We start from the raw sequence: 22896 nt of genomic DNA, 5'->3' as shown, positions 1-22896 counted from the left end.
GCGTTAGGCGCTGGTTCGGCCTGAGGGGGTGGCGCAACCGGAGCGCTGCCCGCGCTCATGTCCTGCGGCACCGCAATCACCGTCTCCCCCCGATCCAGCGCCAGGCTGGACTCATCCGGGCCGACATCCACCGCGGCAGACGATGCCGCGCCGGCCGGCGGCGCGACCTCGGCCTCCGGCGTGGGCAGCGCCGGCCGACGCGGTGCCGGGCGCGGCGCCGGGGTCTCGCTGGCCTTGTCGCGCGTGAACAGCTGGCTGAACCAGCCGCGCAGCTGCGTTCCCAGCGATGCGAACAGGCTGGTCTCTTCGTGCTCGGCAAAGCGCGCGCGGCCGTCGACGATGCGCGAGCGCAGCGCGCGCTGGTAGAAGTCGCCCACCATCGGCAGCGCGCTGTGCGCGCCCTGGCCCCAGTAGTCGCTGCGCAGCGTGACGCGGCTGTCGTTGAAGCCGACCCAGGCGCCCGCCACCAGTTCCGGATGCATCAGGATGAACCAGCCGTCGGCATTGTCCTGGGTGGTGCCGGTCTTGCCGGCCACGTCGGCGCGGATGCCGAAGCGCGAGCGGATGCTGGCGCCGGTGCCGCGGTCGATCACGTCGCGCATCACGTCGAGCAGGGTTTGCGTGGTGGCGGCGGGCAGCGCGTGCTCGGCGCGCGCCGGCCGGAACACCTGCAGCACATTGCCCTGGCGGTCTTCAATGCGCGTCACCATGGTGGGCGCGATGTAGTCGCCGGCGTTGGCGATGGTGCCGTAGGCGGCCACCATCTCCTTGAGCGTGACCGGGCTGGTGCCCAGCGCCAGCGACGGCACCACGTCGAGCTGGCTGTCGCGCACGCCCATGTCGCGCGCCAGCCGCGCCACGCGCGTCGGCCCCACTTCGTGCATCAGTTGCGCGGTGATGGTGTTGCGCGAATAGACCAGGCCGTCGCGCAGCGTCATGGCGCGGCCGGTGGGGCGGCCTTCATCGGTGGGGCGCCAGACCTCGCCGCCAGCCAGTTCGATTTCCACCGGCTGGTCCACCAGCGTGTCGTCGGGGGTCTTGCCTTCTTCAAAGGCCGCGCCGTAGACAAAGGGCTTGAAGGTCGAGCCCGGCTGGCGGCGCGCCTGCTGCACGTGGTCGAACGCGTCCTGGGTGTAGTCGCGGCTGCCGACCCAGGCGCGGATCTCGCCGTTGCGCGGATCGATGGCCATGAAGCCCGCCTGGATGCGCGTCTTCTGCTGGTGCAGCGCGCGCATGAAGGCATGGTCGGACATCAGATGGCGCAGCGCCTCTTCCGGCGCGGTGCCGGCGGCGATGGCGGCACGGTACTCCGGGGTTTCGCGCACGAAGGCCTGCACGAGCGGCAGGTTGGCGGCCCAGCCCGCGCGCGGCGCCCAGGCCGCGTTGGCGATGGCCTGCAGCCGGTTGCCCTGCTGCACCACGGCCTGCGTGGCCATGGCCTGCAGGCGGGCGTCGATGGTGGTATGCACCACCAGGCCGTCGGCGTAGATGTCGTAGCCATTGCGGTCGGCCCAGCCGATCAGCCACTTGCGCAGCTGCTGCGCGAAATGTGGCGCGGGGCCTGGCGGCTCGGTCTGGCGCTCGAAGTCGATGCGCAGCGGGCGCTTCTTCAGCTGCTCGTAGCGCGCCGCATCCAGCTTGCCGCGCTTGACCATCTGGGCCAGCACGATATTGCGCCGGTCGAGCGCGCGCTCGGGGTTGAGCACCGGGTTGTAGTAGCTGTTGCCCTTGAGCATGCCGATCAGCGTGGCGCTCTGCAGCACGTCGAGCGAGCGCGCCGGGCGGTCGAAGTAGGTGCGCGCCGCCATCTCGATGCCGAACGCGTTGTACAGGAACGGCACGGTGTTGAGGTAGGTCTCGAGGATCTCGTCCTTGGTATAGAGCGCCTCGATCTTCAGCGCGGTGATGGCTTCCTTGAGCTTGCGCGTCAGCGTGGGCGCGCGGCCGATTTCATCGGGATAGAGGTTGCGGGCCAGCTGCTGGGTGATGGTGGACCCGCCCTGGCGGTCGCCGGAGAAGGTATGCACCGCGGCCGAGGCCAGCCTGCGCCAATCCAGCCCGTGGTGCTGGTAGAAGCGGTGGTCTTCGGTGGAGATCAGCGCAGCCACCACATTGGGTGAAATCTGCGACAGCGGCACCCAGTCGCGGTTGGCCCACTTGAACACCGCCAGCTCCTTGCCGTCGGCGGACAGCACCTGGGCCGGCTGCTCGGACTTGGCCTTGCGGATATCGCTGATGCCCGGCGTGAACGGGATCAGGACCAGCACATAGAGCAGGAGGGCCGCCGGGATGGCGGCCAGGCCCACCAGCACGCCGCGCCGCGTGGGGCGCAGCGACCCGGGCCGGGTCAGGCCGGCGCGTGCAAGGCGCGCGGCCATGCCTGACAGGCGTTGCTGGAGGGGGGCAGGCAATGAAGCCTGCAGCGAGGCGAGCAGCGGGGCAAGCCGGGTCTTGATCTCAGCCAGCCTCATGAGGCGAAGCGGTCGAGGCACAGGCACATGGCGGCACGGGGCACTGGCATTACCGTCGTCGGAAAAGCATGCATCGTACCAAAACGTTCCCCTTGGTTACAGGGAAAACCCCCATTTGGGGCTATCCGTCACTTCCTGCTACGAAGCATGGGTCACAAAGGTTACATATTGCGCCGCGACAATGCCGAGGCCGCAACTTGTGCGGACGATGCGCCGTTGCCGGGTTGCCCGGCTGGACCTGGTTGGCCTTGCCGACCCGGCCTGGGTCCGGCGCGGTGTCGTGCCTCAAACAGAACACAGAGAAATTACAGTGAAGAAAGCTCTCCTTGCAATGACGGCAGCAGCGGCCGCGTCGGCCGCATCCGGGGTGGCGTCGGCCCAGTCCGCGTCGAACGTGACGCTCTACGGCATCGTCGATGCCGGCGTCGAAGTGATCAGCCACGTGCCGGGCAGCAACGGCGCCCAGGGTACGGCAACGCGCCTGAACTCTGGCAACCTGTCCGGCTCGCGCTGGGGCCTGCGCGGCACCGAAGACCTGGGCGGCGACCTGAAGGGTATCTTCGTGCTGGAGAGCGGGTTCGACATCGATACCGGCACCTCGGGCCAGGGCAACCGCCTGTTCGGCCGCCAGGCCTACGTCGGCCTGCAGGGCGGCTGGGGCGCGGTCACGCTGGGCCGCCAGCAGAACGCGCTGTACGACCTGTTCGGCGCCTTCGACCCGATGGGCGTGGGCCCGCGCTACTCGCTGAACAGCGTTGACTCGGCCTTCAATGGCCGCGCCGACAACGCCATCAAGTACACCGGCAAGTTCGGCGGCCTGACCGCCACCGGCTTCTACAGCTTCGGTCGCGACAACAACGGCGAAGTCCCGGGCGAGCCCAAGGTCGCGCGCAACTTCGGCGGCGGCCTGTCGTACGCCGCGGGCGGCTTCTCGGTCGGCGCTGCCTACGACCAGTACCAGGGCGCCACCGTGACGTTGCAGGACCGTGCCGCCAAGCGCGCCGCGGTGGGTACGGCCTATGCCTTTGGCGGCGCCAAGGTGTTTGCCGGCTACCGCTGGCTGAAGGACGACGGCGTGTCGAGCGCCAGCGCCATTTCGACCCGCAGCAACGTGTACTGGGCTGGCGCGCAGTACCGCTTCACGCCTGCCTTCCAGCTGACCGGCGCGGCCTACTACAACGACACCCGCAATAGCGACGCGGATCCGTGGATGTTCGTGCTGTCGGCGGACTACTCGCTGTCCAAGCGTACGGATGTGTACCTGAATGTTGGGTACTCGAAGAACAAGTCGGGTTCGGCGCTGGGCCTGAATGGTGTTGGCACGGTGGTGGCTGGTGAGAACCAGACCGGTGCTACCGTTGGCCTGCGTCATCGCTTCTGAGCGTAACTGCCTGATGCCCGCCTGGCAGGTTGTGATGCCTGCATGGGCGGGCGCTTGACTGTCATATCGACACCTGCGGCTGGTATTGCGGGGGGTCGTTGGGCCGGTTGATTTGATCGGCCTCTTTTTCTCTGGTCTTCGCCCTTTGGTTGCGGGGTGTTCTTGTTGTTGCCAAGCGCGACCTCGCGATATCCGGCGGCATGGCGATGACTACCGATACCCCGCCGCCCCGATAAACTGCCCAAACCTCTCACACCAAATCACCACCGCCCCATACCGTGCCGGATCCACGCCAGCCGGCAACGCCACGGTGAAGTTGCCAAAGGTCTTCAGCTCACCAACCTGCAGCGACCGGTCCTTGATCCGAAGGAAGGCCTCCTTGTTGTCGACAAACTCCGGCGCCAGGTAGATCCGATAGTCCGGCCCCGGCGCAACGCTGCCTTCAAAGGCAAGCGCCTGCGGCGAAACATGGAGCCGGCCGCTGGCCCAGTGCAGTGCGTCGCTACCCGCCAGGTCCTTGCGAAAGGTGCCGGTATAGCGCGCCTGTTGTGACACAGCCTGCACTTGCTCGGCACTGGCACCGGCCTGCTCCGTCAGGATCGGCAGGACATAGATGCCCGCGGCAAAGCCCACGGCCAGCGCGGCAAGGTGGGTCAGCACAAGGATGGCGGACTTGCGGAGCGGGTTGGGCGGCATGTTTTTCTCCCGAAGGCATGAGGATGCGGGTATGTCGGCGCCGGGGCCGGATCCTGACAGATCTGTGGTGCCTTAGCACATTCGCAACGGTTTCACCAATCCAACACACGGAAGTGGTTATGATTTGGTAGTCGCCTAGTCGAGAAGCTGCCTATGACCCTCCACGTCACGATCCGCACCATCCGTACCGGCACGCTGCAATCCGCCCGCTATCAGGCGCGGGTTTATCTCACCACCGATGCCGAAGCCCTGCCGTTGCTTGCAACGGACTGGAGCGAGCGCGAGGCCGAAGCCTTCCGTACCGCGCAGTTCTGGGCGCAGCGCCACGCCTATGTGGTGTCTAATCCACGCGCCGGGACTTTCTACGGAGTTTCGTGCCGGCGCTGAAGCCGGCCCGCGGTTGGCGCGGTGCCCCCGCGTTGTGGCTGGCGGCCATCCTGGCCCTGGCCGGCTGCACCGCCGAAAGCGTCGTCGGCGTCCTGTCGGGCGGCCGCGATGGCTTGTGGCGCAACGTGCAGCAGCGCTGCCTTGGCAGTACCGCGGCGGCTCATCCCGATTGCGCGCAAGTGGATCGGTCCCAGGGACTGGTGCTCTACAAGGACGCGATCGGCAAGTCGCATTACCTGGTGATCCCGGCACGGACGATGACCGGCATCGACGACGCCAGAGCCTGGGACGGCGCAGGCGCCAACCCCTGGGCCTTCGGCTGGGCCGCGCGCGGCATCGTTGGCCGCTCGCTTGGCAAGGCCGTGCCCGACGACATGCTGGGCCTCGCGATCAATTCCCGCGCCTCGCGCAGCCAGGACCAGCTGCATATCCATCTCGATTGCATCAGCTCGGCCGCGCGCGCCGTGGTCAATGGCGCGGCCGGGCCGATCGGCACCGGCTGGACCACGCTGCGGCTCGAGGACAAGCCGGTGCGCGCGATCTTTGTGCCAGCCAGCGCGCCGGTGCTGGCGGTCGACCCTTTCCAGCTCGTGCGTGACGGCACCAAGGGGGGCGCCGCCGCAGCGCCGCCGGACCGCGGCATCTTTGTCACCTATGTGCGGGAGCGGCAGGGCGGGGCAGGCTTTGTCGTGATCGACCAGCCCGTCGACAGCGCGGCCGGCAGCAACGGCCACGCCAGCGATTTCCTGGACCGGCGCTGCCGGCTGGCTGAAGGCCTGGCGAGCGCGGCGGGCTGATCGGCGGCCCGCCCGCCGGGCCTTACTGCGCACGGGCGCCCGAAGCCGCAGGCGTTGCAACGGGCTTCGCGGGCGTTCCGCCGGGCTTGGCGGGCGGAATGCCGGGTGTCGCCAGCGCGTCCAGCGCCTTGGCCGCCGCCAGATGCTGCGGGATCATCAGCCCTTCACGCGCCGTTGCCACGGCAATCTGCGCGCCCTGGGCGCTGCCGCGGGCGACAAAGTCGCGCCCGTGGCGGTAGACCAGCCGCGTCAGCTCGGCCACTTCGGTATCGGACAGGTCCGGCCCGGTCACCAGGATCGCCGCCGTGGCGATGGTGCGCACCGGCGTGTGCAGGCCGGGATAGGTGCCCGGCGCGATGGTGGCGCGGAAATAGCCCGCCTTCTGCCCGACCATCGCGGTGATGACCCGTTCGTCCAGCGGCAGCAGCCGCAGCGGCATTTCGCCGAGCGCGTCGCGGATGCTGTCGGCCGGCACGCCGATCACCTGGATCACCGCGTCGACCTGCTTCTGGCGCAGCGCCACCAGCCCGGTGCCCAGCCCAACTTCCTCGGCCTTGAAGTCCTTGTCGGTCAGGCCATGCGCAGCCAGCACGCGCAGCGCGGTCACGCGCGAGGCTGAGCCGCGCTCGCCCACGGCGATGCGCTTGCCGCGCAGCTCTGACACCGAGCGGGCGGGATCGGCGTCGCGCACCAGCACGTGCACGGGCTCGGGGTAGAGGCTGCCGATGGCGCGCAGCGAGGCTTGCGGGCCGTCGGCGGCAAACACGCCCTTGCCCTCGTAGGCTTCCAGCGCCGCATCGCCCTGCGCCAGCGCCACCGAGACCTTGCCGGCGCGCAGCAGCCGCAGGTTCTCTTCTCCGCCGTGCGTGACCAGCGGCATCGCGCGCACGCGTGCCCCGTCCACCAGCGCTTTCGCGAAGCGCAGGTACTGGCCGTGTTCGGCGCCGGCGGCAATGGCATAGCCCTCGTTGACCCGTGCCAGCCGCGCGCGGATGTTGGCGTGCGCGGTGGTCAGCTCCTGCTCGATCACGGCGCGCTGCGCCGGCGAGGCATCCTTCTGCACGGACTCGATCACCTTGCGCATCGCGTCCAGGATCGCCGCCGGGCCCCTTTGCGCATCGGTGGCGACGGTCGGGGCTTCAGCGGGGCGGTAGCCGGCCGGCAGCACGCCGACCCAGCGCTCGCCGTCGCGCCGGTACAGCGCCGTGCCATGCGCGCGGATGATGTCGCCGGCCTTGTTGCCGCCGCTGGTGATGCCGGTGATGCCGCGCGGGCCCGCGCCCAGCGCCGACACCAGCCCGGCCACGCCGGGCGAGTCCCAGGCGCCGAAGTCGTAGTCGCGCAGCAGTTTCAGTTCCGCATCGAAGTACACCACGCGGCGGGTTTCACCGGCCGGGGCCTTGGTGTCTGCCTGCGAGCCGCGCCGATCCAGGCCGGCCAGTTCCACCGTGCCCGGCGGCAGCGCCTGCGCCAGCCGCTCGTTGATGCCGGCGCGGATGCCGTCGGCGGGCGGGCCGCCGCCGCAGCCTGCCAGCCAGGCGCTGGCCACCAAGGCAATGAGGAGGGTGAAGAGGGCGCGGCGCATGTCAGCCTCCGATCAGCGGCAACGCCAGCAGCATGGTCAGCACGAAGGCGTTCATCAGGTCGACGAAGAACGCGCCGGCCAGCGGCGTGATCAAATAGCTGGTGGGTGCCGGCCCGTAGCGGGACGTGATGGCGCGCATATTGGCCATGGCGGTGGCGGTCGACCCCATGTTGAAGCCGATAAAGGCGGCCGAGGTGACCGCAGCCTCGTAGTCGCCCCCCATGAAGCGGAAGCACACCAGCACCACATACAGGATGATGAAGACCACCTGCATGGCGATGATCAGCAGGAAGGGGCCGGCGGACAGCGCCACCTCGGCCAGGTCCAGCGCCATCATGGTCATCACAAGGAACAGCGACAGGCAGATATTGGTGATCAGGTCGGTGGCGCGGTCGTCAAAGCGCACGCCGGCAAAGGGCAGCAGGTTGCGGATGGCGATGCCGAGCATCATGCACCACAGGAAGCCGGGGATGGTGATGGCGCCGGTGGGCATCTGCGCGGCGATCCAGCGCCCGCCGATCACCGCGGCCAGGATGCCGGCCAGCGAGGCCAGCGCGCCCACGGTGGTGATGGGGGAAACCGCGGCGGCTTCTTCCTCGGTGTCGCCGGCCTCGCGCGCGGTCGAGCGCAGCTTGTAGCGCGAGATCAGGTACTGCGCCACCGGGCCGCCGATGATGCCGCCCACAATCAGGCCGATGGTGGCCACTGTCATCGACAGGTCCATCACCGCCTGCAGGTTGTTGACCTCGGCAAAGCGCTCGGCATAGGCGGCGCCGGTGCCGTGGCCGCCCACCAGCGTGATCGAGCCGCTCACCAGCCCGAAGATGGGATGCAGGTCCAGCGTCCTGGCCATGGCCACGCCCACCACGTTCTGCACCAGGATGTAGGGCAGCAGGATGATGAGGAAGATCACCAGCGCCTTGCCGCCGCGCCTGAGCATGCGCAGGTCGGCGCAGAGCCCGACGCCGCCGAAGAACATCAGCAGCAGCACCGGCTTCATGCCGGGATCGATCACCACGCGGAAGTTCGCTGCCGCCAGCGCCACCGAGGCGATGATCGCGAACAGCAGGCCGCCGGTGACAGGGTCGGGAATGTTGTAGCGCGACAGCACGCCGACGCTGCGGTTGACCAGCGTGCCGATCAGCAGCACCACGACGGCAGTCAGCAGCGAGCCCAGCAGGTCGAGGTTCATCGGGGGCGTCCTGGCGGAGAGGGTTGCGGGGGTACCTTGCCATCGGGCGCCGCTGGCCGTGCCGGGGGTGCACTGGCCGCCGGCAATGCCTGACGGGGAGCATGCATCACTACGGGTTGTAGACGCGCGGGTGGAATAAGGCAAGGAAAGGTTGGGGGTGGGGCGCAGCGACTACCGGGCCGTGAATGCCGATGCCGTGCTCCCTCTCCCGCTTGCGGGAGAGGGGAGCGAACCCTCGCTCAGCGCGCCCGCAACGCGTCCACGATATTCATTCGCGCCGCCCGCACCGCCGGCAGGAATCCGCCCGCCAGCCCCATCACCATCGAGAACGCCAGCGTCTGCAGCGCGATGGCCGGGGTCAGGATGAAGCGGAACGAGAGGTCCGCGAAGGTCTGGAAGTTGGTGGTCGAGAACGACGCGAACTGCATCAGCGTGGCGCACGCAAGGCCTGCGATGCCGCCCACCAGCCCCAGCAGCGCGGCTTCGATCAGGAAGGCGGTCAGCACGTTGACGCGCTTGAAACCCAGCGCGCGCAGCGTGCCGATCTCCGCCACGCGGTTGGCCACCGAGGCGTACATGGTGATCATGGCGCCGATCATCGCCGCGACCGAAAAGATGGTGGACAGCGTGAAGCCGAGGATCTTGATAAAGCTGGACAGCGCCTTGGACTGGTCGCTGTAGAAGGCCTGCTCGCGCTTGGCCTCGTCGGCCAGCCGCGGGTCGACGTCGATATCGGCGCGAAAGCGGTCGAACAGCGCCGAATCCGCCAGCCGCACCACCATCGACGAATACGCATTGCGCCGGAACGACTGCATCAGCTGGTCCACGTCGCCCCAGATCTCGGAGTCGAAGCCGCTGCCGCCGGCGTCGAAGTGGCCGACCACGGTCCAGTCGCGCTGGGCAAAGCGCAGGTGCTCGCCGATCTGCACCCCGGCAAAGCCGCCGGCGATGCTGCTGCCGACGATGATCTCGGACGAGCCCGGCCGGAACATGCGTCCGGTCACCAGCCGCACCTGCGGGCGCAGGTCCATGCCCGGCGGCGAGATGCCGCGGATCACGACGTTGGACGGCTGCCCGGTGCTGGTCTTGGTAAGCGAGATCAGCACCACCGCCTCGCGCGAGGCCAGCGGCCGGCCAGCGCCGCTCATGGCCACGGCCGGGTGCATCTCCATGATGCTGGCTTGGTCGCGGTTGACCGAGCTCTGGATCTCGGTCTCGGCGCCCTTGCGGATCAGCACCACGTTGTTCTGCTCGCCGGTGGTGACCAGGGTCTTCTTCAGGCCGGCGTCCAGCATCAGCATGGTGGCAAAGACGAACACCACCAGCGCCAGCCCGCCCGCGGTCAGCGCGGTGGTCAGGCGCCTGGCCCACAGGTTGCGCGCGATATAGGTCAGCGGGATCGCCACATCAGCCTCCGCGCGCTAGCCGATGGCCCGCAGGCCCTCGACGATGCGCACGCGCGCAGCCTGCACCGCCGGCACGATGCCGGCAAAGACGCCCACCGCCAGCGCGCAGGCCGCCTGCAGCTGCATGGTCTGGGGCGACACGGTGAAGACCGGGAACACGCCGCCAACGGCCTGCTTGAAGGCGCTTGCCACCGGCGGCGTCGCCAGCATGCCGAGCGCGCCGCCGGCCACGCAGATCGCCAGCGACTCGCCGAACACCAGCAGCGCCAGGAAGCCGGGGCCGAAGCCCAGTGCCTTGAGCGTGGCGTATTCCACGGTGCGCTCGCGTGCGCTCATCGCCATGGCATTGGCCATCACCGCCATGATGATCACGATCACCACGTAGGACACCACGCGGATCGCCGCGATGATCTGGTTGGACATGGCGACAAAGCCCAGCTGGAAGGCCTGCTCGGTCTCGGTCAGCGTCTCCGCCAGTGAATTGCGGAACACCGCATCGACATTGCGCGAGATCGCGGCGGTGTTGTCGGGGTTGTCCACGCCCAGCACAAAGACGCCGACCTGGTCGGCCTGGCGCGGGGTGCGCTTGCGCACGGTCTCGTTCAGGTATTCCCAGTGGAACACCATCTGGCGCGTGATGGTGCTCTCGTCGCGCCCTTCCATGATGCCGCGCACCACGAACTCCCAGGTGCCGGGGTAGATGGTGCCCTTGATCGGGACCACGTCGCCAAGCTTGAAGCCGAACTGGTCGGCCAGCTGGCGCCCGACCAGCGCGCCCTTGCGGTCGCGCTGGTAGTCGGCGCGCTGCTGGTCGGGCACGATGAATTCCGGATAGAGGTCGAGGTAGTTATCGGATACCGCGAACTGCGCGAAGAAGTTCTTGGGATCGCGGTAGACGCCGCCGAACCAGTTGGAGCGCGCCACCGAGGTCACGCCGTCGACGCCCCTGATGCGGCTTTCGTAGCTCAGCGGCAGCGGAAACACCAGCGAGATCGCATTGCGCGTGACCAGCCGCGCGCTGGATGCTGCAGACGCGCCCGCATACCAGGCATCGATCACCGTCTGCAGCAGCCCGAACGCCAGTACCGCGATCACCAACCCGAACACCGTCAGCGTGGTGCGCAGCTTGTGCCGCAGCGCGTTGCGGGTGATCAGCTTGAGTGCGTACATGACGACTTAGGCAATCTCGCCACGGATCAACTCTCCCTTCTCCAGGTGCACCAGCGACCCGGCCGCGGCCGCGGCGTGGGCATCGTGCGTGACCATGATGATGGTCTTGCCGGCATCGGCATTGAGCCGCTGCATCATCGCCAGGATCTCGGCGGCGGAGGTGCGGTCGAGGTCGCCGGTGGGCTCGTCGGCGACGATCAGCGCGGGGTCGGTGATCAGCGCGCGCGCAATCGCCACGCGCTGCTGCTGGCCGCCCGACAGCTCCGACGGGTAGTGGCTCATGCGGTCGGCCAGGTTGACCATGTCCAGCACCAGTTCCACGCGCGCACGACGCTCCGCACGTGGCAGGCTGGTCAGCATCAGCGGCAGCTCCACGTTCTCGAACGCGGTCAGCACCGGCATCAGGTTATAGAACTGGAAGATAAAGCCGACATTGGCGGCGCGCCAGTCGGCCAGCTCGGCCTCCGGCAGCCGCGTGATGTCCAGCCCCGCCACTTGCAGCGTGCCGCTGTCGGGCCGGTCGATGCCGGCGATCAGGTTCAGCAGCGTGCTCTTGCCCGAGCCCGACGGTCCCATCAGCGCAACAAATTCGCCTTCGCCGATATCGAGCGAAATATCGGTCAGCACCGGCACGGTCTGCACGCCGCGCCGGTAGGATTTGGCGAGGTGGCTGATCTGCACCAGCGGTGCTGCGCTCATGTGGTCCTCTCTACGGCTTGGCCACGGTGATGCGGTCGCCGTCGCCGAGATTGTCGGCCGGCGACAGCACCAGCACGTCGCCGGGCTTGACGCCCTGCACGGCCACCAGTTCGCCCAGCTTGTCGCCGGTCTTGACCTGCACCTCATGCGCACGGCCGTCCTTCACCACATAGGCCAGCTCCCGGCCCTGGCGCGTGACCACGGCGGCGGGCTGCACCGCCACCACCGGCTGGCGGTCCTGCGCCGAGGCGGTGCGCGACAGGAAGGCGATCTTGGCGCTCATGTCCGGCAGCACGCGCGCATCGCGGTCGACAAAGCGCACCTTGACCAGCACGGTGGCCTTGGAGCGGTCCACCGTCGGCACGATGCGCGACACTTGCCCCGCCAGCCGCAATCCCGGCAGCGCATCCAGCAGCAGCTCGCACGGCTGGTTGGCGCGGATCTTGCCGATATTGGATTCGGCGACATCGGCTTCCACCTCCAGCGTCTCCATGTCGGCGATGGTCACGATCGCGCCCTTGGTGTCGGCGGCGGCAGAGAAGGGCGTGATGTTGTCGCCCACGTTGGCATGCTTGACCAGCACCACGCCATCGAAGGGCGCGCGCACCACGGTCTGCTCCACCGCGACCTCGGCCGCGCGGGCATTGGCCTGGGCCGAGGTGATCGCCGCGCGCGAACTGTTGACCGAGGCCCGCGCCTTGTCAAAGCGCGCCACGTCGGCGTCGTACTGGGTGCGCGAGATGGCGTTCGGCACGATCAGGATCTTCGAGCGGCGCAGGTTCACCTCGGCGTCCTTCAGCTCGGCCTGCTGCAGCGCCAGGTTGGCCTGCGCCACCTGGACCTGTGCCTGGGCCTGGGCGAACGAGGCGGCGACGTCCTTGCTCTCCAGCCGCGCGATGATCTCGTCCTTCTTCACGCGCGAGCCTTCCAGCACGCCCAGCCATTCCAGCCGGCCCTGCGCCTTGGACGCGACCGCCGCCTTGCGCTGCGGCACGACATAGCCGGTGGCATTGAGCACGGTGAAATTCTGCGTGGGATAGGCGGAGGTGACGGTGGCGGTCTGCACCGCCTGCGGCCCGGCCAGCTTCATGGCGATGCCGGCCAGGGCCAGCGCGGCCAGCGCGATCACTGCATAGCGCAGCCACCTGCGCCGGGGGCGGATGCCGGCGCCGGCCGCGGCGGCGCTCCGGTCGATTTTCAGCCTGGACAGGTCGTGGTCAGCCACTGCGCGCTTCCTCTCGCTGTGATGGGCGGGGCTCCCAGTATAGCGGCGAGTGAATGGGTGTCCATTGCTTGCGAGAGGGGAGCAAACCGCTGGCGTGCGGGGGGAGGTCAATGCTCGGCTTCCACCGCCAGCTTCAGCTTTGCCAGCGCAAAATCCCATTGCCGCCCGATCGCTTCCAGCGACCGGCGCGCGGCGTCGACCTGGCCGGGCTCGAACTGCCACAGGCGCTCGCGGCCGGCGCGGCTGTCGCGCACCAGCCCGGCCTGCGCCAGCACCTGCAGGTGCTTGGTGACCGCCTGGCGCGTCATGGCGCTGCCCGCGGTCAGCTGCGCGATCGACAGCGCGCCGCCCGCGCACAGCGCTGCCACCAGCCGCAGCCGGGTTTCGTCGCCAAGCGCGGCGAAGACGGTCGCCGCATCGCGCAGTTCGAGCGCGGGCGGGGTTTCAGGCTGCGCTGCTGACATGCTTGCGGATGTTTTCCATCTGACCGTCCCAGCCGCCGCTGTTCATGCGGAAGGCTTCCATGCGGCGTTCGGGCGGGATCTGGTCGAAGCCGGATTCGACCACGGTCAGCAGCGTGCCGCCTTCGGCTTCCTTCAACTCGAACACCACCAGCGTGGGCGGTTCGGCCGAATAGTCGCGGCCGCGCTCCATTGGCGCCGGATGCCAGCGCCAGGACAGCAGCCTCGGTGGTTCCATGCGCTCGACCTCTACGTCGAACTTCAGGTATTCATAACCGGGATAGGTGATGCTGCCCACGGCACGCTGGCCTGGGGCGAAGGTCACGCCGTCGAATTTCACGCCAAACCAGCTGCCGAAGGTGTCGGCGTCGGCCAGTGCATGCCAGACGCGTTCGATGGGGGCGGCCAGCAGGATGCTGCGCTCGATGCGGTCGGTGGATGAAGCCATGTCCGGTCTCCTTGTTCAGGCATTAATGGGCAACGTTGTGGTTGCATGTTAGGAGACCGGACGGGGAAGCGCAACCGAAAGGTTGCGAATGGCCTCAGTATGGTCAGAGATCCAGCACCAGCCGCTGGCCCTTGCAGCGCGACACGCACAGCATCATCGTCTTCTGCGCAGCCTTTTCGGCATCCGACAGGTACTGGTCGCGGTGATCGGCCTGCCCTTCCAGGATGGTGGTCTCGCAGGAGCCGCAGATGCCTTCGCGGCACATGCAGTCCACCTTGATGCCCGCCTTCTCGATGGCGCGCAGCAGCGGCTCGTCGGCGCCGACCTGCAGCGTCAGCCCGCTTTTCTGCAGCACGGCCTCGAAGGCGCCGCCGGTGGCGTCGACCTCGTTGCGGAACTGCTCGAAGTGGATGCGGCCCGCGTCCCAGCCCGCAGCGCGCGCGGCGTTGACCACGGCGTCGTTCAGCGGCGCCGGGCCGCAGACATAGACGTGCGTGTCGGCAGGCTGCGCGGCGATCAGCGCGGCGAGGTCGAGCATGGTGCCGCTGTCGCTCTCGTACAGGTGAAGCTGGCCGGGCTGCAGCGTGGCGGGCAGCACGTCCAGGAAGGCGGTGGAACTGGCGTTGCGGAAGCAGTAGTGCAGTTCGAACGCCGCGCCGCGCGCGGCCAGCGCCTGGATATGCGTCATGAACGGCGTGATGCCGATGCCGCCGGCGATCAGCAGGTGGCGGCCGGCGCCGTGGTCCAGGCTGAACAGGTTGCCGGGCGCGCCGATATGCAGTTCGTTGCCTTCGCCGACCTGCTCGTGCATATAGCGCGAGCCACCGCGCGAAGCCTCTTCCAGCCGCACTGCGATCTGGTAGTGGCCGGGCTCGCCCAGCGTGCTGGTCAGCGAATAGGCGTTGCGCAGCCGGCCGCCGTCCATATGGACGACCACGTGGCTGCCGCTGTCGAAGGCGGGCAGCGCGCCGCCGTCGCAGGGTTGCAGGGTGAAGCGCTTGATGCCGGCGGCCAGCGGCTCGACGCGGCCGACGCGCACGCGGAGCGTGTCAGTCATGGCGGTACCTCGGAATTCAGGGAAAGCAGGGAAATCGGGAAGGGGGGCAGGCCGGCACCGGGCCGGCCTGCCGGAGCCGTCAGGTGATCACCGTCAGCCTGGCGGCGATCCACACCACCAGCCCGCCGACGACCAGCGCCACGTAGGGCAGCACGCCGGCGCGCGCATTGGGCAGCTCCATGTCGCGGCGCATCGACTCGGGGAAGCGGCCCTTGTCCTGGATGTAGTGGCGGTACACGAACACCGGCACGATCAGCAGCGCGGCGATCAGGCCGTTGCGCAGCGTGTGCTCGCCCTGGAAGTTGGCGCCGGCGCCGACGAAGGCCAGGTCGAAGAAGCCGAAGAACGCGCCCAGTGCCAGCAGCCAGTTCTTGCACTTGTACGGGCGGGCCCAGTCCGGGCGGTCCATGCGGTGGATCCAGCCCGACTGCAGGTTCAGGAACACGAAGATCATGTAGCAGACGTTGCTGATCGACAGCACCGCCATGTAGTTCGACATCAGCAGCAGGAACAGGTTGAACACCAGATCAGTCCACATCGCGCGCGTGGGCGAGCCGTGCTCGTTCACGTGCGAGAGGTAGCGCGGCAGCCAGCCGTCGACCGAGGCCTGGTACAGCGTGCGCGACGAACCCATCATCGAGGTCATCACGATCAGCAGGATCGCCAGCACCAGCATCACCACGATCACGTTGAACACCACCGCGCCGCCGCCGACGAACTTGGCCATGGCCGCGCCCACGCCGGAGCCGTCGACGATGGCCGGTTCCAGCATGCCCGACAGGCCCAGCGAGCCCTGGAAGGCGATCGGCACCGCGATGAACATGAACAGGCACAGCACGCCGGACCAGAAGATCGCCTTGAAGGTGTCCTTCTGCGGATCCTTGAACTCGCGGGTGTAGCAGACCGCGGTCTCGAAGCCGAAGGTCGACCAGCACGCCAGGAACATCGCGCCCATGGCGGTGCTGATGCCGGCGGCGTTCCAGCCGCCCAGCACCGGGGCGCCGGCGCCGTCATGGGTCAGCGGCAGCAGCGGCAGGAAGTTGGTGGACGGCATGTCGCCGGTGAACATCGGCACCAGCGCGATCAGCACCAGCGGCGTCAGCGAGGCAATGCCCAGGATGCGCTGCGTGGTGGCCGCGGCCGAGGCGCCGCTGTGCTGCAGCTTGAAGGTGACCAGCAGGAAGGCGGTGGCCAGGATGAAGGTGGAGTTCACCCGCAGCGTCAGGCCTTTGCTGACAAAGCCCAGGTCCACCAGTGTCAGTTGCCAGGTGTTGATGACCGAATCGGGCGGGAACAGCGCGCTCAGCATGTAGCCGGCGGCGAGGCTGGTGCCCAGCGCCAGCATCGGCGACCAGGCCACCCAGTTGCACCACACCGAGACCGGTGCGACAAACTTGCTGTAGCGCACCCAGCCGAGCGCGCCATACACCGAGGCGCCGCCGGATTTGTGCGGATACAGGCCCGAGATCTCGGCATAGACGAAGCACTGCGCAAAGCCGACCAGGATGGCGAGGATCCAGATCACCCAGGCCGGGTTGCCGATGGTGGCGGACACGCCGCCGATGGTGAAGAGCACGCCCGCGGGCACGCCGCTGGTGACCCAGAAGGCATCCTTCCAGGTCAGGGTGCGCTGCAGTTCATGCGATTGGGTTTGCTGCTGCGGTTGGGCGGGGGCGATCGGCGCCTGCGCGCCGATCGACAGCACGTCTTTCTGTGAATACACGATGTCTCCTTGCTTCCCGGGTTGCCGTTTATCTGGAGCTGCGCTCCGTCACGGTCTGCCGTCTGCGGTCTGGGTGGGTACGTTGCGGTACTGCCTGCCGGGGGTTACGACGGTCGGGAATGGCTGGCGGGGATTCTGGGGGCGTTTCTCATCCTTGTCTCCTGTTGTCATCCCGGGGTTGCCATGCGGCCCGTTACGGGTCTCAGGCTTTCGGGTTTCTTGTCGATTCACTGCAGGTTAAATAGATTACCAATAGTGTTTCGGGGTGAGTATAGAAACGGCTGGGAGCCAAGGCAACGGAAGATTTGTATCGCCGTTGCCAAGCGTCCTGGCCGCCTCTTCGTTACTGCTGCACGGGCTGTCCCGGGCGCGGTCCGCCCAGCGTTTCCACCACCGCATGCCCCGCCCGCCGGTTGCGCCACCAGCCCAGCAGCGTCAGCCCCAGCCAGAAGCACTGGGTCAGGAACGACGCCAGGTTGAAGGCGCCGGTCAGCGAGATCAGGATGCAGCTCGGCCCGATCACGTTGAGGACGACGGCCAGCCTGCCGGTCGGGGATTTGTGCAGGACCTGCACGGCAAAATGCGCGGCAACGTAGGCGGCAACGCCGACAAGTCCGGTCGCGTCGGTAAGACCCAGGGAGGCCATGGTGGTAGGAAGCGGTAAAACAGCGGTTGAAGATTGCCGTCAGAACGTCTTGGTCACCGAGACCAGGAACGTGCTTTTCAGCGGGTTGGAAACGGACGGGTTGCCGGACGAATCCAGCGCCCCGGTGGTGTACTTGTCGTAGACGTCGGTACGCCCCCAGCCGCGGGTATAGGCGCCGGTCACGGTCCAGCTGCCCTCGAAGGCCTTGGACAGCGCCACGCGCACGTCGCGGAAGTTGTAGGCGGCAAAGTTGCGCACGCGCTCCTGGCCGTAGTGCAGCAGCAGCGTGACGCCGTGGCCCAGGTCGAAGGTGCCGTTGATATCCAGGTAGCCGGAGCCGCGGCTGTGCAGGTCATTGCCGGCGAGCAGCGAGGCGCTGTTGTAGCCGAAGTAGTCGGGCGTATAGGTCAGCCAGTACTTGACGTTGAACCACTTGTACGTCAGCGACGCGACGGCTTCGCCGTAGTTGTACTTGGTCTGCGCGTACTGCAGTTTCGCGCCCGGGTACAGGTAGTAGTAGACCTGCCCGGCATAGGTGAAGTCGCCAATGGTGCCGGTGTAGCCGGCATACAGATCCCATTCGACGGTGCCGCCCTCGATGAACTTGTCGCTGATGCTCGACATCCACGTGCCCGCGGAAAAGCCGCTCGGGTGGGCGTAGTCGATGCCGCCCTGCACCGCAGGCCTGCCCCAGGTCTGGCGGAAGCCGCGCGATACGTATTGCGATGTCAGGGTCAGGTTGGCGCTCAGCGGCGCTGGCGATGCGGCCTCGGCCGGCGGCACGGTCGCCGTGACCTGCGGCACCGGCGCCACGGCCAGCCTGGTTTCGGCCTCGGCACTGGTCTGCGCCTGCGCGCTCAGCGCCTGGCACAGCAGCAGGGGCAGGGCGCCTTGCAGGGCCCGTCTTGAATCAAAGCATTTGCGCAGCATGGAAGTCTCCTCCTTGCAGCCGGTCTGGGTTTGTTCTGGGTAGCCGGCTTTGTGGTGTGGGTGCGCGGCGCGCCGACCGGACGCACGCTGCCCGCCGGGGACCGAAGTCCCGGCAGCACATGCGTCGGTCAGGGGTTCTGGCGGGAAGCCCGCGCGCCGCGCCGCCTGGTCAGGCGGGCATCGGCATCGGCATTCGCGCAGTGGCTGGCGGATGCCGCACCGCGTCTGCCTGCGCCCCGCCGCGCGCGGTGGCGGCCTTGTAGTAAGGCGCCGTCGAGCGTTGCAGCGGTGCGCGGCCGCGGATCACGTCGGCCAGCTTCTCGGCCATCATGATGGTGGGCGCGTTCAGGTTGCCGGTGATGATCTTCGGCATGATCGAGGCATCGACCACGCGCAGGCCAGACAGCCCGTGCACGCGGCCCTGGTTGTCGACCACCGCCATCGGGTCGGAAGCGTCGCCCATCTTGCAGGTGCAGGACGGGTGCAGCGCGGTCTCGGCATGCTCGCGCACGAAGGCGTCGATCTCGGCATCGCTCTGGATCATCATGCCGGGCTTGATCTCGCGGCCGCGGAACTGGTCCATCGCCTGCTGGCCGATGATCTCGCGCGTCAGGCGCACCGCGGCGCGGAACTCGCGCCAGTCGACGTCGTGCGCCATGTAGTTGAACAGCAGGCGCGGCTTCACGCGCGGGTCGCGGCTGGCCAGCTTGACAAAGCCGGTGCTGGGCGAGCGCATCGAGCCCACGTGGCACTGGAAGCCATGCGACTGCACCGGGTTGCTGCCGTCGTAGTTCATCGCCAGCGGGATGAAGTGGTACTGCAGGTTGGGCCAGGCAAAGTCATCGCTGCTGCGGATAAAGCCGCCCGCCTCGAAGTGGTTGGAGGCCGCGGTGCCGGTGCCGCGCAGGTACCATTCGACGCCAATCGCGGGCTTGTTCCACCACTTCAGCGCCGGGTACAGCGATACGGGCTTGGTGCATTCGTACTGCAGGTACATCTCGAGGTGGTCCTGCAGGTTCTCGCCGACGCCCTTCAGGTCTGCCACCGACTCGATGCCAAATGCGCGCAGCTCGTCCGCATTGCCCACGCCCGAGCGCAGCAGCAGTTGCGGCGAGGCGATCGCGCCGTTGCTGACGATCACTTCCCGGCGCGCACGCGCTTCGCGCACATGGTCGCCCTGGATGTACGAGACGCCGATGGCGCGCTGGCCGGAGAACAGGATGCGGTCCGCCAGCGCGCGCGTATGCACGGTCAGGTTGGGCCGGTCCTTGGCCTGGTCCAGATAGGCCAGCGAGGTGCTACAGCGGCGCCCGCGCGCGGTGGTGGTGCGGTCCATCGGGCCGAAGCCTTCCTGCTTGTAGCCGTTCAGGTCATCGGTCTGGCCATAGCCGGCCTGCTCGCCGGCCTTGATAAAGGCGCGGAACAGCGGGCTGATATCGGCCTTGGGCGTGGTCACGTGCAGCGGGCCGTTGCCGCCGTGGTAGTCGTTGGCGCCCTTGTCATAGGTCTCGGCCTTGCGGAAATAGGGCAGGCAGTCGGCGTAGCTCCAGTTCTCCAGCGAACGGTTTTCGGCCCAGCCGTCGTAGTCCATCGCGTTGCCGCGGATATAGACCATGCCGTTGATCAGCGACGAACCGCCCAGCCCCTTGCCGCGGCCCTGCGTCATGCGCCGGTTGTTCATATGCGGCTCGGGCTCGGTCACGTAGGCCCAGTTATAGGTGGTGCCCTGCAGCGGATACGCCAGCGCGGCCGGCATCTGGGTGCGCCAGTCCAGGCGCCAGTCGGGGCCGCCCGCTTCCAGCAGCAGCACCGAGACATCGGCATCCTCGGTCAGCCGCGCGGCCAGCACGCAGCCGGCCGAGCCTGCGCCGACGATGATGTAGTCGTACTCATGGATTGCCTGCATGGTGCAATCTCCTTGTTTGCTTGACGCCGTGCGTGGCGGCCCGGGGGCGGGCCTGCCGCGCGCGCGATTGCGAAGTCAGCTGCGCTCAGGCGCCGAACCAGCCCATCGCCTTGGGGGCCAGGTTGATATAGCTGTGCTTGAGTTCGGTGTACTCGTCCAGGCCGATACGGGCCAGCTCGCGGCCGATGCCGCTCGCCTTGTAGCCGCCCCACGGCGCTTCCGGGAAGTACGGGTGGTAGTCGTTGACCCACACCGTGCCGAAGCGCAGCCCGCGCGACATCCGGTTGGCCTTGTCCAGGTCGCGGGTCCAGACCGCGCCGGCCAGGCCGTACGGGGTGTCGTTGGCGGCACGCAGCACTTCTTCCTCGGAGCGGAAGCGCTCGGCCGTGATCACCGGCCCGAAAATCTCCTCCTTCGCAATCTTCATGTCTGCCGTCACGTCGGCCAGCAGCGTCGGTTCCAGCCAGTAGCCCGTCTTGAAGACGTCGCCAGCCGGCCGCTTGCCGCCGTGGACCAGCCGTGCACCCTCGGCAATGCCGGCCTGCACCATGCCCAGGATCTTCTCGTGCTGTTGCGCCGACTGCACCGGGCCCATCTGGGTCTCGCCGTGGAAGCCGTTGCCGATCACGATGCGCGGCAGGCGCTCGGCCAGCCGGCTGATGAATGCATCATAGATGCCGTCCTCGATCATCAGGCGCGAGCCGGCGGAGCAGACCTGCCCGGCGTGGAAGAACGCGGCATTGAGCGCGTAGTCGACCGCTGCGTCCAGGTCGGCATCGGCAAACACGATGTTCGGGTTCTTGCCGCCCAGCTCCAGGCCGATGCGCTTGAAGTTGCCGGTGGCGGCCTTCATGATGCTTTCGCCGGCATAGGCGCCGCCGGTGAAGGACACCAGGTCCACGTCCAGGCTCTCGGCCAGCTCGGCACCGACTTCGGCGCCGCCGGTCACCAGGTTGAACACGCCCGGCGGCAGGTCCAGCTCGGCCACCAGTTGCGTGAAGTGGTGCGTGGTCAGCGGCGTCAGGTTGCTGGGTTTGATCACCACGGTATTGCCGGCGCCCAGCGCGGGCGCGATCTTCCACGCGGCCTGCAGCAGCGGGTAGTTCCACGGCGTGATCAGGCCGCACACGCCAACCGGCTCGCGCAGGGTGCGGCTGATCACATGGTGCGGGGCTTCGTTGACGGCGCCCGACTCGGATGCGACCAGCCCCGCAAAGTAGCGGAAGGTGGCGGCGATATCGCCCATGTCGGTGCGGCTCTCGGTCAGCGTCTTGCCGGTGTTGAGCGACTCCAGTCGGGCGAGCTTCTCGGCATCGCGGTCAATCAGTTCGGCGATCTTGTTCAGCAGCCTGGCGCGGTCACGGATCGTCGTCTGGCGCCACGGGCCGTCGAAGGCCTTGCGCGCAGCGGCGATGGCCAGGCGCGCGTCGGCGCGGGTGGCTTCGGCTGCCTGGGCGATCACGGACTCGTCGGCCGGGCTCAGGATGGCGCGCGTGCCTTGGTCGATGGGCGACTGCCACTGGCCGTCGATATAGAGCTGGGTCAGGATCATTGCTGCGGTTCCGGTTCGGTGGTTCGTTTCAGGCGGCCAGGGCGTCGAGCACCATCTGCTGGAAGTGCTGCACGCCGTGCTCGCCGATGGCGGAGGTCTTGTCGTCGGTGACCAGTAGCGGGCCCTGCCCGTTGCGGTAGCCGCGCGACTTCAGGCCGCGCTGCACCGATTCGACGATGCTCAGGTCTTCGGGCTTGAGCACGTTCTTGTAGTACTCGATCAGTTGCTCCTGCTCGGCCGTGGGCGTGCTGTCGCGGAAGTAGAACTCGAAGTGCTGGATGGTGGTGTCGGCATCCACCGGGAACATGTAGAACACGCCGTAGTTGCCATCGCCCGGCAGCACGTTCAGCGTCACGTTGGGCCACAGCCAGTAGGCGGCGAAGTCGGTGTTGGGGGCGTCGCTGTCATAGGTGAAGGCGTCGCTGCCCGAGCGCGTCTGGCCGACCTGGCTGGTGTAGAGGCCGCGCACTTCGTGCTTGTAGGTCTCCATCCTGATCGACTCGACCAGCGCCGGGTGCGCGGTCTGGCAGTGCAGGCATTCCAGGTAGTTGTCGACCACCACCTTCCAGTTGGCCTTCATCTCGTAGGTGAGCTTGTGCGCGGGCACCAGCTTGTCGACATCCGGGCAGCGCGCGCGGATCTCGTCGTTGAGGCCGCCTGCCAGCTCGGCCAGCGGTTTCGCGTCCATGTCCAGGTTGACGAAGACCAGGCCGCAGAATTCTTCCACGCGCACCGGCGTCAGGCCGGCGTTGTCCTTGCAGAAGCCCGGCACGTTCTCGGCGTTGCGCACGTGGATCAGCTTGCCGTCCAGGCCGAACGACCAGGCGTGATACGGGCAAGTGATCACGTTCTTGGCCTTGCCCGCGCCATCCGCAAACAGCTCATGGGCGCGGTGCGGGCAGACGTTGTAGAACGCGCGCAACACGCCGTCGCGGCCGCGCACCACGAACACGTTCTCGCCGGCCACTTTCACTGTGGCGTACTGGTTGTTCTCGGCCACCTGGCTCTTGTGCATCACACACACCCAGCTGCGCGCGAAGATGGTCTTCTTCTCCTGCTCGAAGACTTCCTGCGAGGTGTAGTAGTGGGCCGGCAGCGTATAGGCCAGCGGCGGGGTGGTGCCGCAGGCGGGGGCGGTGGTCTCTTGCATGGGTTGTCTCCTTG

The 22896-nt window shown here is 67.8% G+C and carries 20 protein-coding genes; 3 read left to right on the top strand and 17 right to left on the bottom strand.

Going from position 1 to position 22896, the window contains the following annotated elements; genetic code table 11:
- Nucleotides 1-2471 (bottom strand): penicillin-binding protein 1A (locus tag AC3WRR_RS05665; protein ID WP_492296404.1); only part of this gene is annotated, 2471 nt, incomplete at its 3' end.
- 310 nt (nt 2472-2781) lie between these two features.
- On the opposite strand from AC3WRR_RS05665, the gene AC3WRR_RS05660 reads away from it, so the two are divergent.
- On the top strand, nt 2782-3852 hold the full coding sequence (locus AC3WRR_RS05660; protein WP_492296403.1) for a porin: 1071 nt from the start codon (nt 2782-2784) through the stop codon (nt 3850-3852).
- Between the two features lie 210 nt (nt 3853-4062).
- Here AC3WRR_RS05660 and AC3WRR_RS05655 read toward each other — a convergent pair whose 3' ends face one another.
- Nucleotides 4063-4548 carry a DM13 domain-containing protein gene (locus AC3WRR_RS05655; protein ID WP_010810990.1) on the bottom strand — a complete coding sequence of 162 codons (486 nt, stop codon included), beginning with the start codon at nt 4546-4548 and terminating at the stop codon, nt 4063-4065.
- Between the two features lie 153 nt (nt 4549-4701).
- Between AC3WRR_RS05655 and AC3WRR_RS05650 the strand changes: the two genes are divergently transcribed.
- Both AC3WRR_RS05650 and AC3WRR_RS05645 read left to right on the top strand, forming a co-directional pair.
- Nucleotides 4702-4935, top strand: coding sequence for a hypothetical protein (locus AC3WRR_RS05650; RefSeq protein ID WP_010810991.1), 234 nt, complete (start codon nt 4702-4704; stop codon nt 4933-4935).
- The gene (locus tag AC3WRR_RS05645) at nt 4923-5732 is read left to right on the top strand and encodes a CDP-diacylglycerol diphosphatase (protein WP_010810992.1); all 810 of its coding nucleotides are present in this window, start codon (nt 4923-4925) and stop codon (nt 5730-5732) included. Before AC3WRR_RS05650 ends, AC3WRR_RS05645 begins: the two co-directional genes overlap by 13 nt.
- A 22-nt stretch (nt 5733-5754) precedes the next feature.
- Here the strand turns inward: AC3WRR_RS05645 and AC3WRR_RS05640 are convergent, their stop codons facing one another.
- From AC3WRR_RS05640 to AC3WRR_RS05570, 15 genes are all read right to left on the bottom strand, one after another.
- The gene (locus AC3WRR_RS05640; RefSeq protein ID WP_011617670.1) at nt 5755-7317 is read right to left on the bottom strand and encodes a TAXI family TRAP transporter solute-binding subunit; all 1563 of its coding nucleotides are present in this window, start codon (nt 7315-7317) and stop codon (nt 5755-5757) included.
- Between the two features lies 1 nt (nt 7318).
- A complete protein-coding gene (gene gltS, locus AC3WRR_RS05635; RefSeq protein ID WP_010810994.1) occupies nt 7319-8509 on the bottom strand; it encodes a sodium/glutamate symporter in 1191 nt (396 codons plus the stop codon).
- Between the two features lie 239 nt (nt 8510-8748).
- Nucleotides 8749-9915 carry an ABC transporter permease gene (locus AC3WRR_RS05630; RefSeq protein ID WP_010810995.1) on the bottom strand — a complete coding sequence of 389 codons (1167 nt, stop codon included), beginning with the start codon at nt 9913-9915 and terminating at the stop codon, nt 8749-8751.
- A 15-nt stretch (nt 9916-9930) separates the two neighbouring features.
- Nucleotides 9931-11085: an ABC transporter permease gene (locus AC3WRR_RS05625; RefSeq protein WP_011617669.1), complete on the bottom strand. Its 1155-nt coding sequence runs from the start codon at nt 11083-11085 to the stop codon at nt 9931-9933.
- Between the two features lie 6 nt (nt 11086-11091).
- Entirely contained in the window at nt 11092-11784 is a 693-nt protein-coding gene (locus tag AC3WRR_RS05620) for an ABC transporter ATP-binding protein (RefSeq protein ID WP_492296400.1), read from the bottom strand.
- Nucleotides 11785-11794: 10 nt separating this feature from the next.
- Nucleotides 11795-13009, bottom strand: a complete 1215-nt coding sequence (locus tag AC3WRR_RS05615) for an efflux RND transporter periplasmic adaptor subunit (protein WP_492296398.1) — start codon at nt 13007-13009, stop codon at nt 11795-11797.
- 107 nt (nt 13010-13116) lie between these two features.
- Complete coding sequence (locus AC3WRR_RS05610) at nt 13117-13473, bottom strand: ArsR/SmtB family transcription factor (RefSeq protein ID WP_492296396.1); 357 nt, start codon at nt 13471-13473, stop codon at nt 13117-13119.
- Complete coding sequence (locus AC3WRR_RS05605) at nt 13454-13918, bottom strand: SRPBCC family protein (RefSeq protein WP_010811000.1); 465 nt, start codon at nt 13916-13918, stop codon at nt 13454-13456. Before AC3WRR_RS05605 ends, AC3WRR_RS05610 begins: the two co-directional genes overlap by 20 nt.
- 103 nt (nt 13919-14021) lie before the next feature.
- Nucleotides 14022-14975 (bottom strand): PDR/VanB family oxidoreductase, encoded by a 954-nt coding sequence (locus tag AC3WRR_RS05600; protein WP_492296394.1) that lies wholly within the window; start codon nt 14973-14975, stop codon nt 14022-14024.
- A gap of 79 nt (nt 14976-15054) precedes the next feature.
- A complete protein-coding gene (locus AC3WRR_RS05595) occupies nt 15055-16677 on the bottom strand; it encodes a trimethylamine N-oxide permease (RefSeq protein ID WP_062804628.1) in 1623 nt (540 codons plus the stop codon).
- A 364-nt stretch (nt 16678-17041) separates the two neighbouring features.
- Nucleotides 17042-17344 carry a CBU_0592 family membrane protein gene (locus AC3WRR_RS05590; RefSeq protein WP_010811003.1) on the bottom strand — a complete coding sequence of 101 codons (303 nt, stop codon included), beginning with the start codon at nt 17342-17344 and terminating at the stop codon, nt 17042-17044.
- Nucleotides 17345-17383: 39 nt separating this feature from the next.
- The gene (locus tag AC3WRR_RS05585; RefSeq protein WP_058696601.1) at nt 17384-18274 is read right to left on the bottom strand and encodes a TorF family putative porin; all 891 of its coding nucleotides are present in this window, start codon (nt 18272-18274) and stop codon (nt 17384-17386) included.
- A gap of 169 nt (nt 18275-18443) precedes the next feature.
- Entirely contained in the window at nt 18444-20180 is a 1737-nt protein-coding gene (betA, locus tag AC3WRR_RS05580) for a choline dehydrogenase (RefSeq protein ID WP_454749933.1), read from the bottom strand.
- Between the two features lie 85 nt (nt 20181-20265).
- The gene (locus AC3WRR_RS05575) at nt 20266-21732 is read right to left on the bottom strand and encodes an aldehyde dehydrogenase family protein (protein ID WP_010811006.1); all 1467 of its coding nucleotides are present in this window, start codon (nt 21730-21732) and stop codon (nt 20266-20268) included.
- A gap of 28 nt (nt 21733-21760) precedes the next feature.
- Nucleotides 21761-22882 (bottom strand): aromatic ring-hydroxylating oxygenase subunit alpha, encoded by a 1122-nt coding sequence (locus AC3WRR_RS05570; protein WP_010811007.1) that lies wholly within the window; start codon nt 22880-22882, stop codon nt 21761-21763.
- Between the last annotated feature and the right edge of the window lie 14 nt (nt 22883-22896).

It is taken from the genome of Cupriavidus sp. FW305-3-2-15-C-LB2 (genome assembly GCF_058787575.1).
The sequence above is the reverse complement of the archived record's forward strand: the minus strand, read 5'-3'. Positions and strand labels throughout refer to the sequence as shown.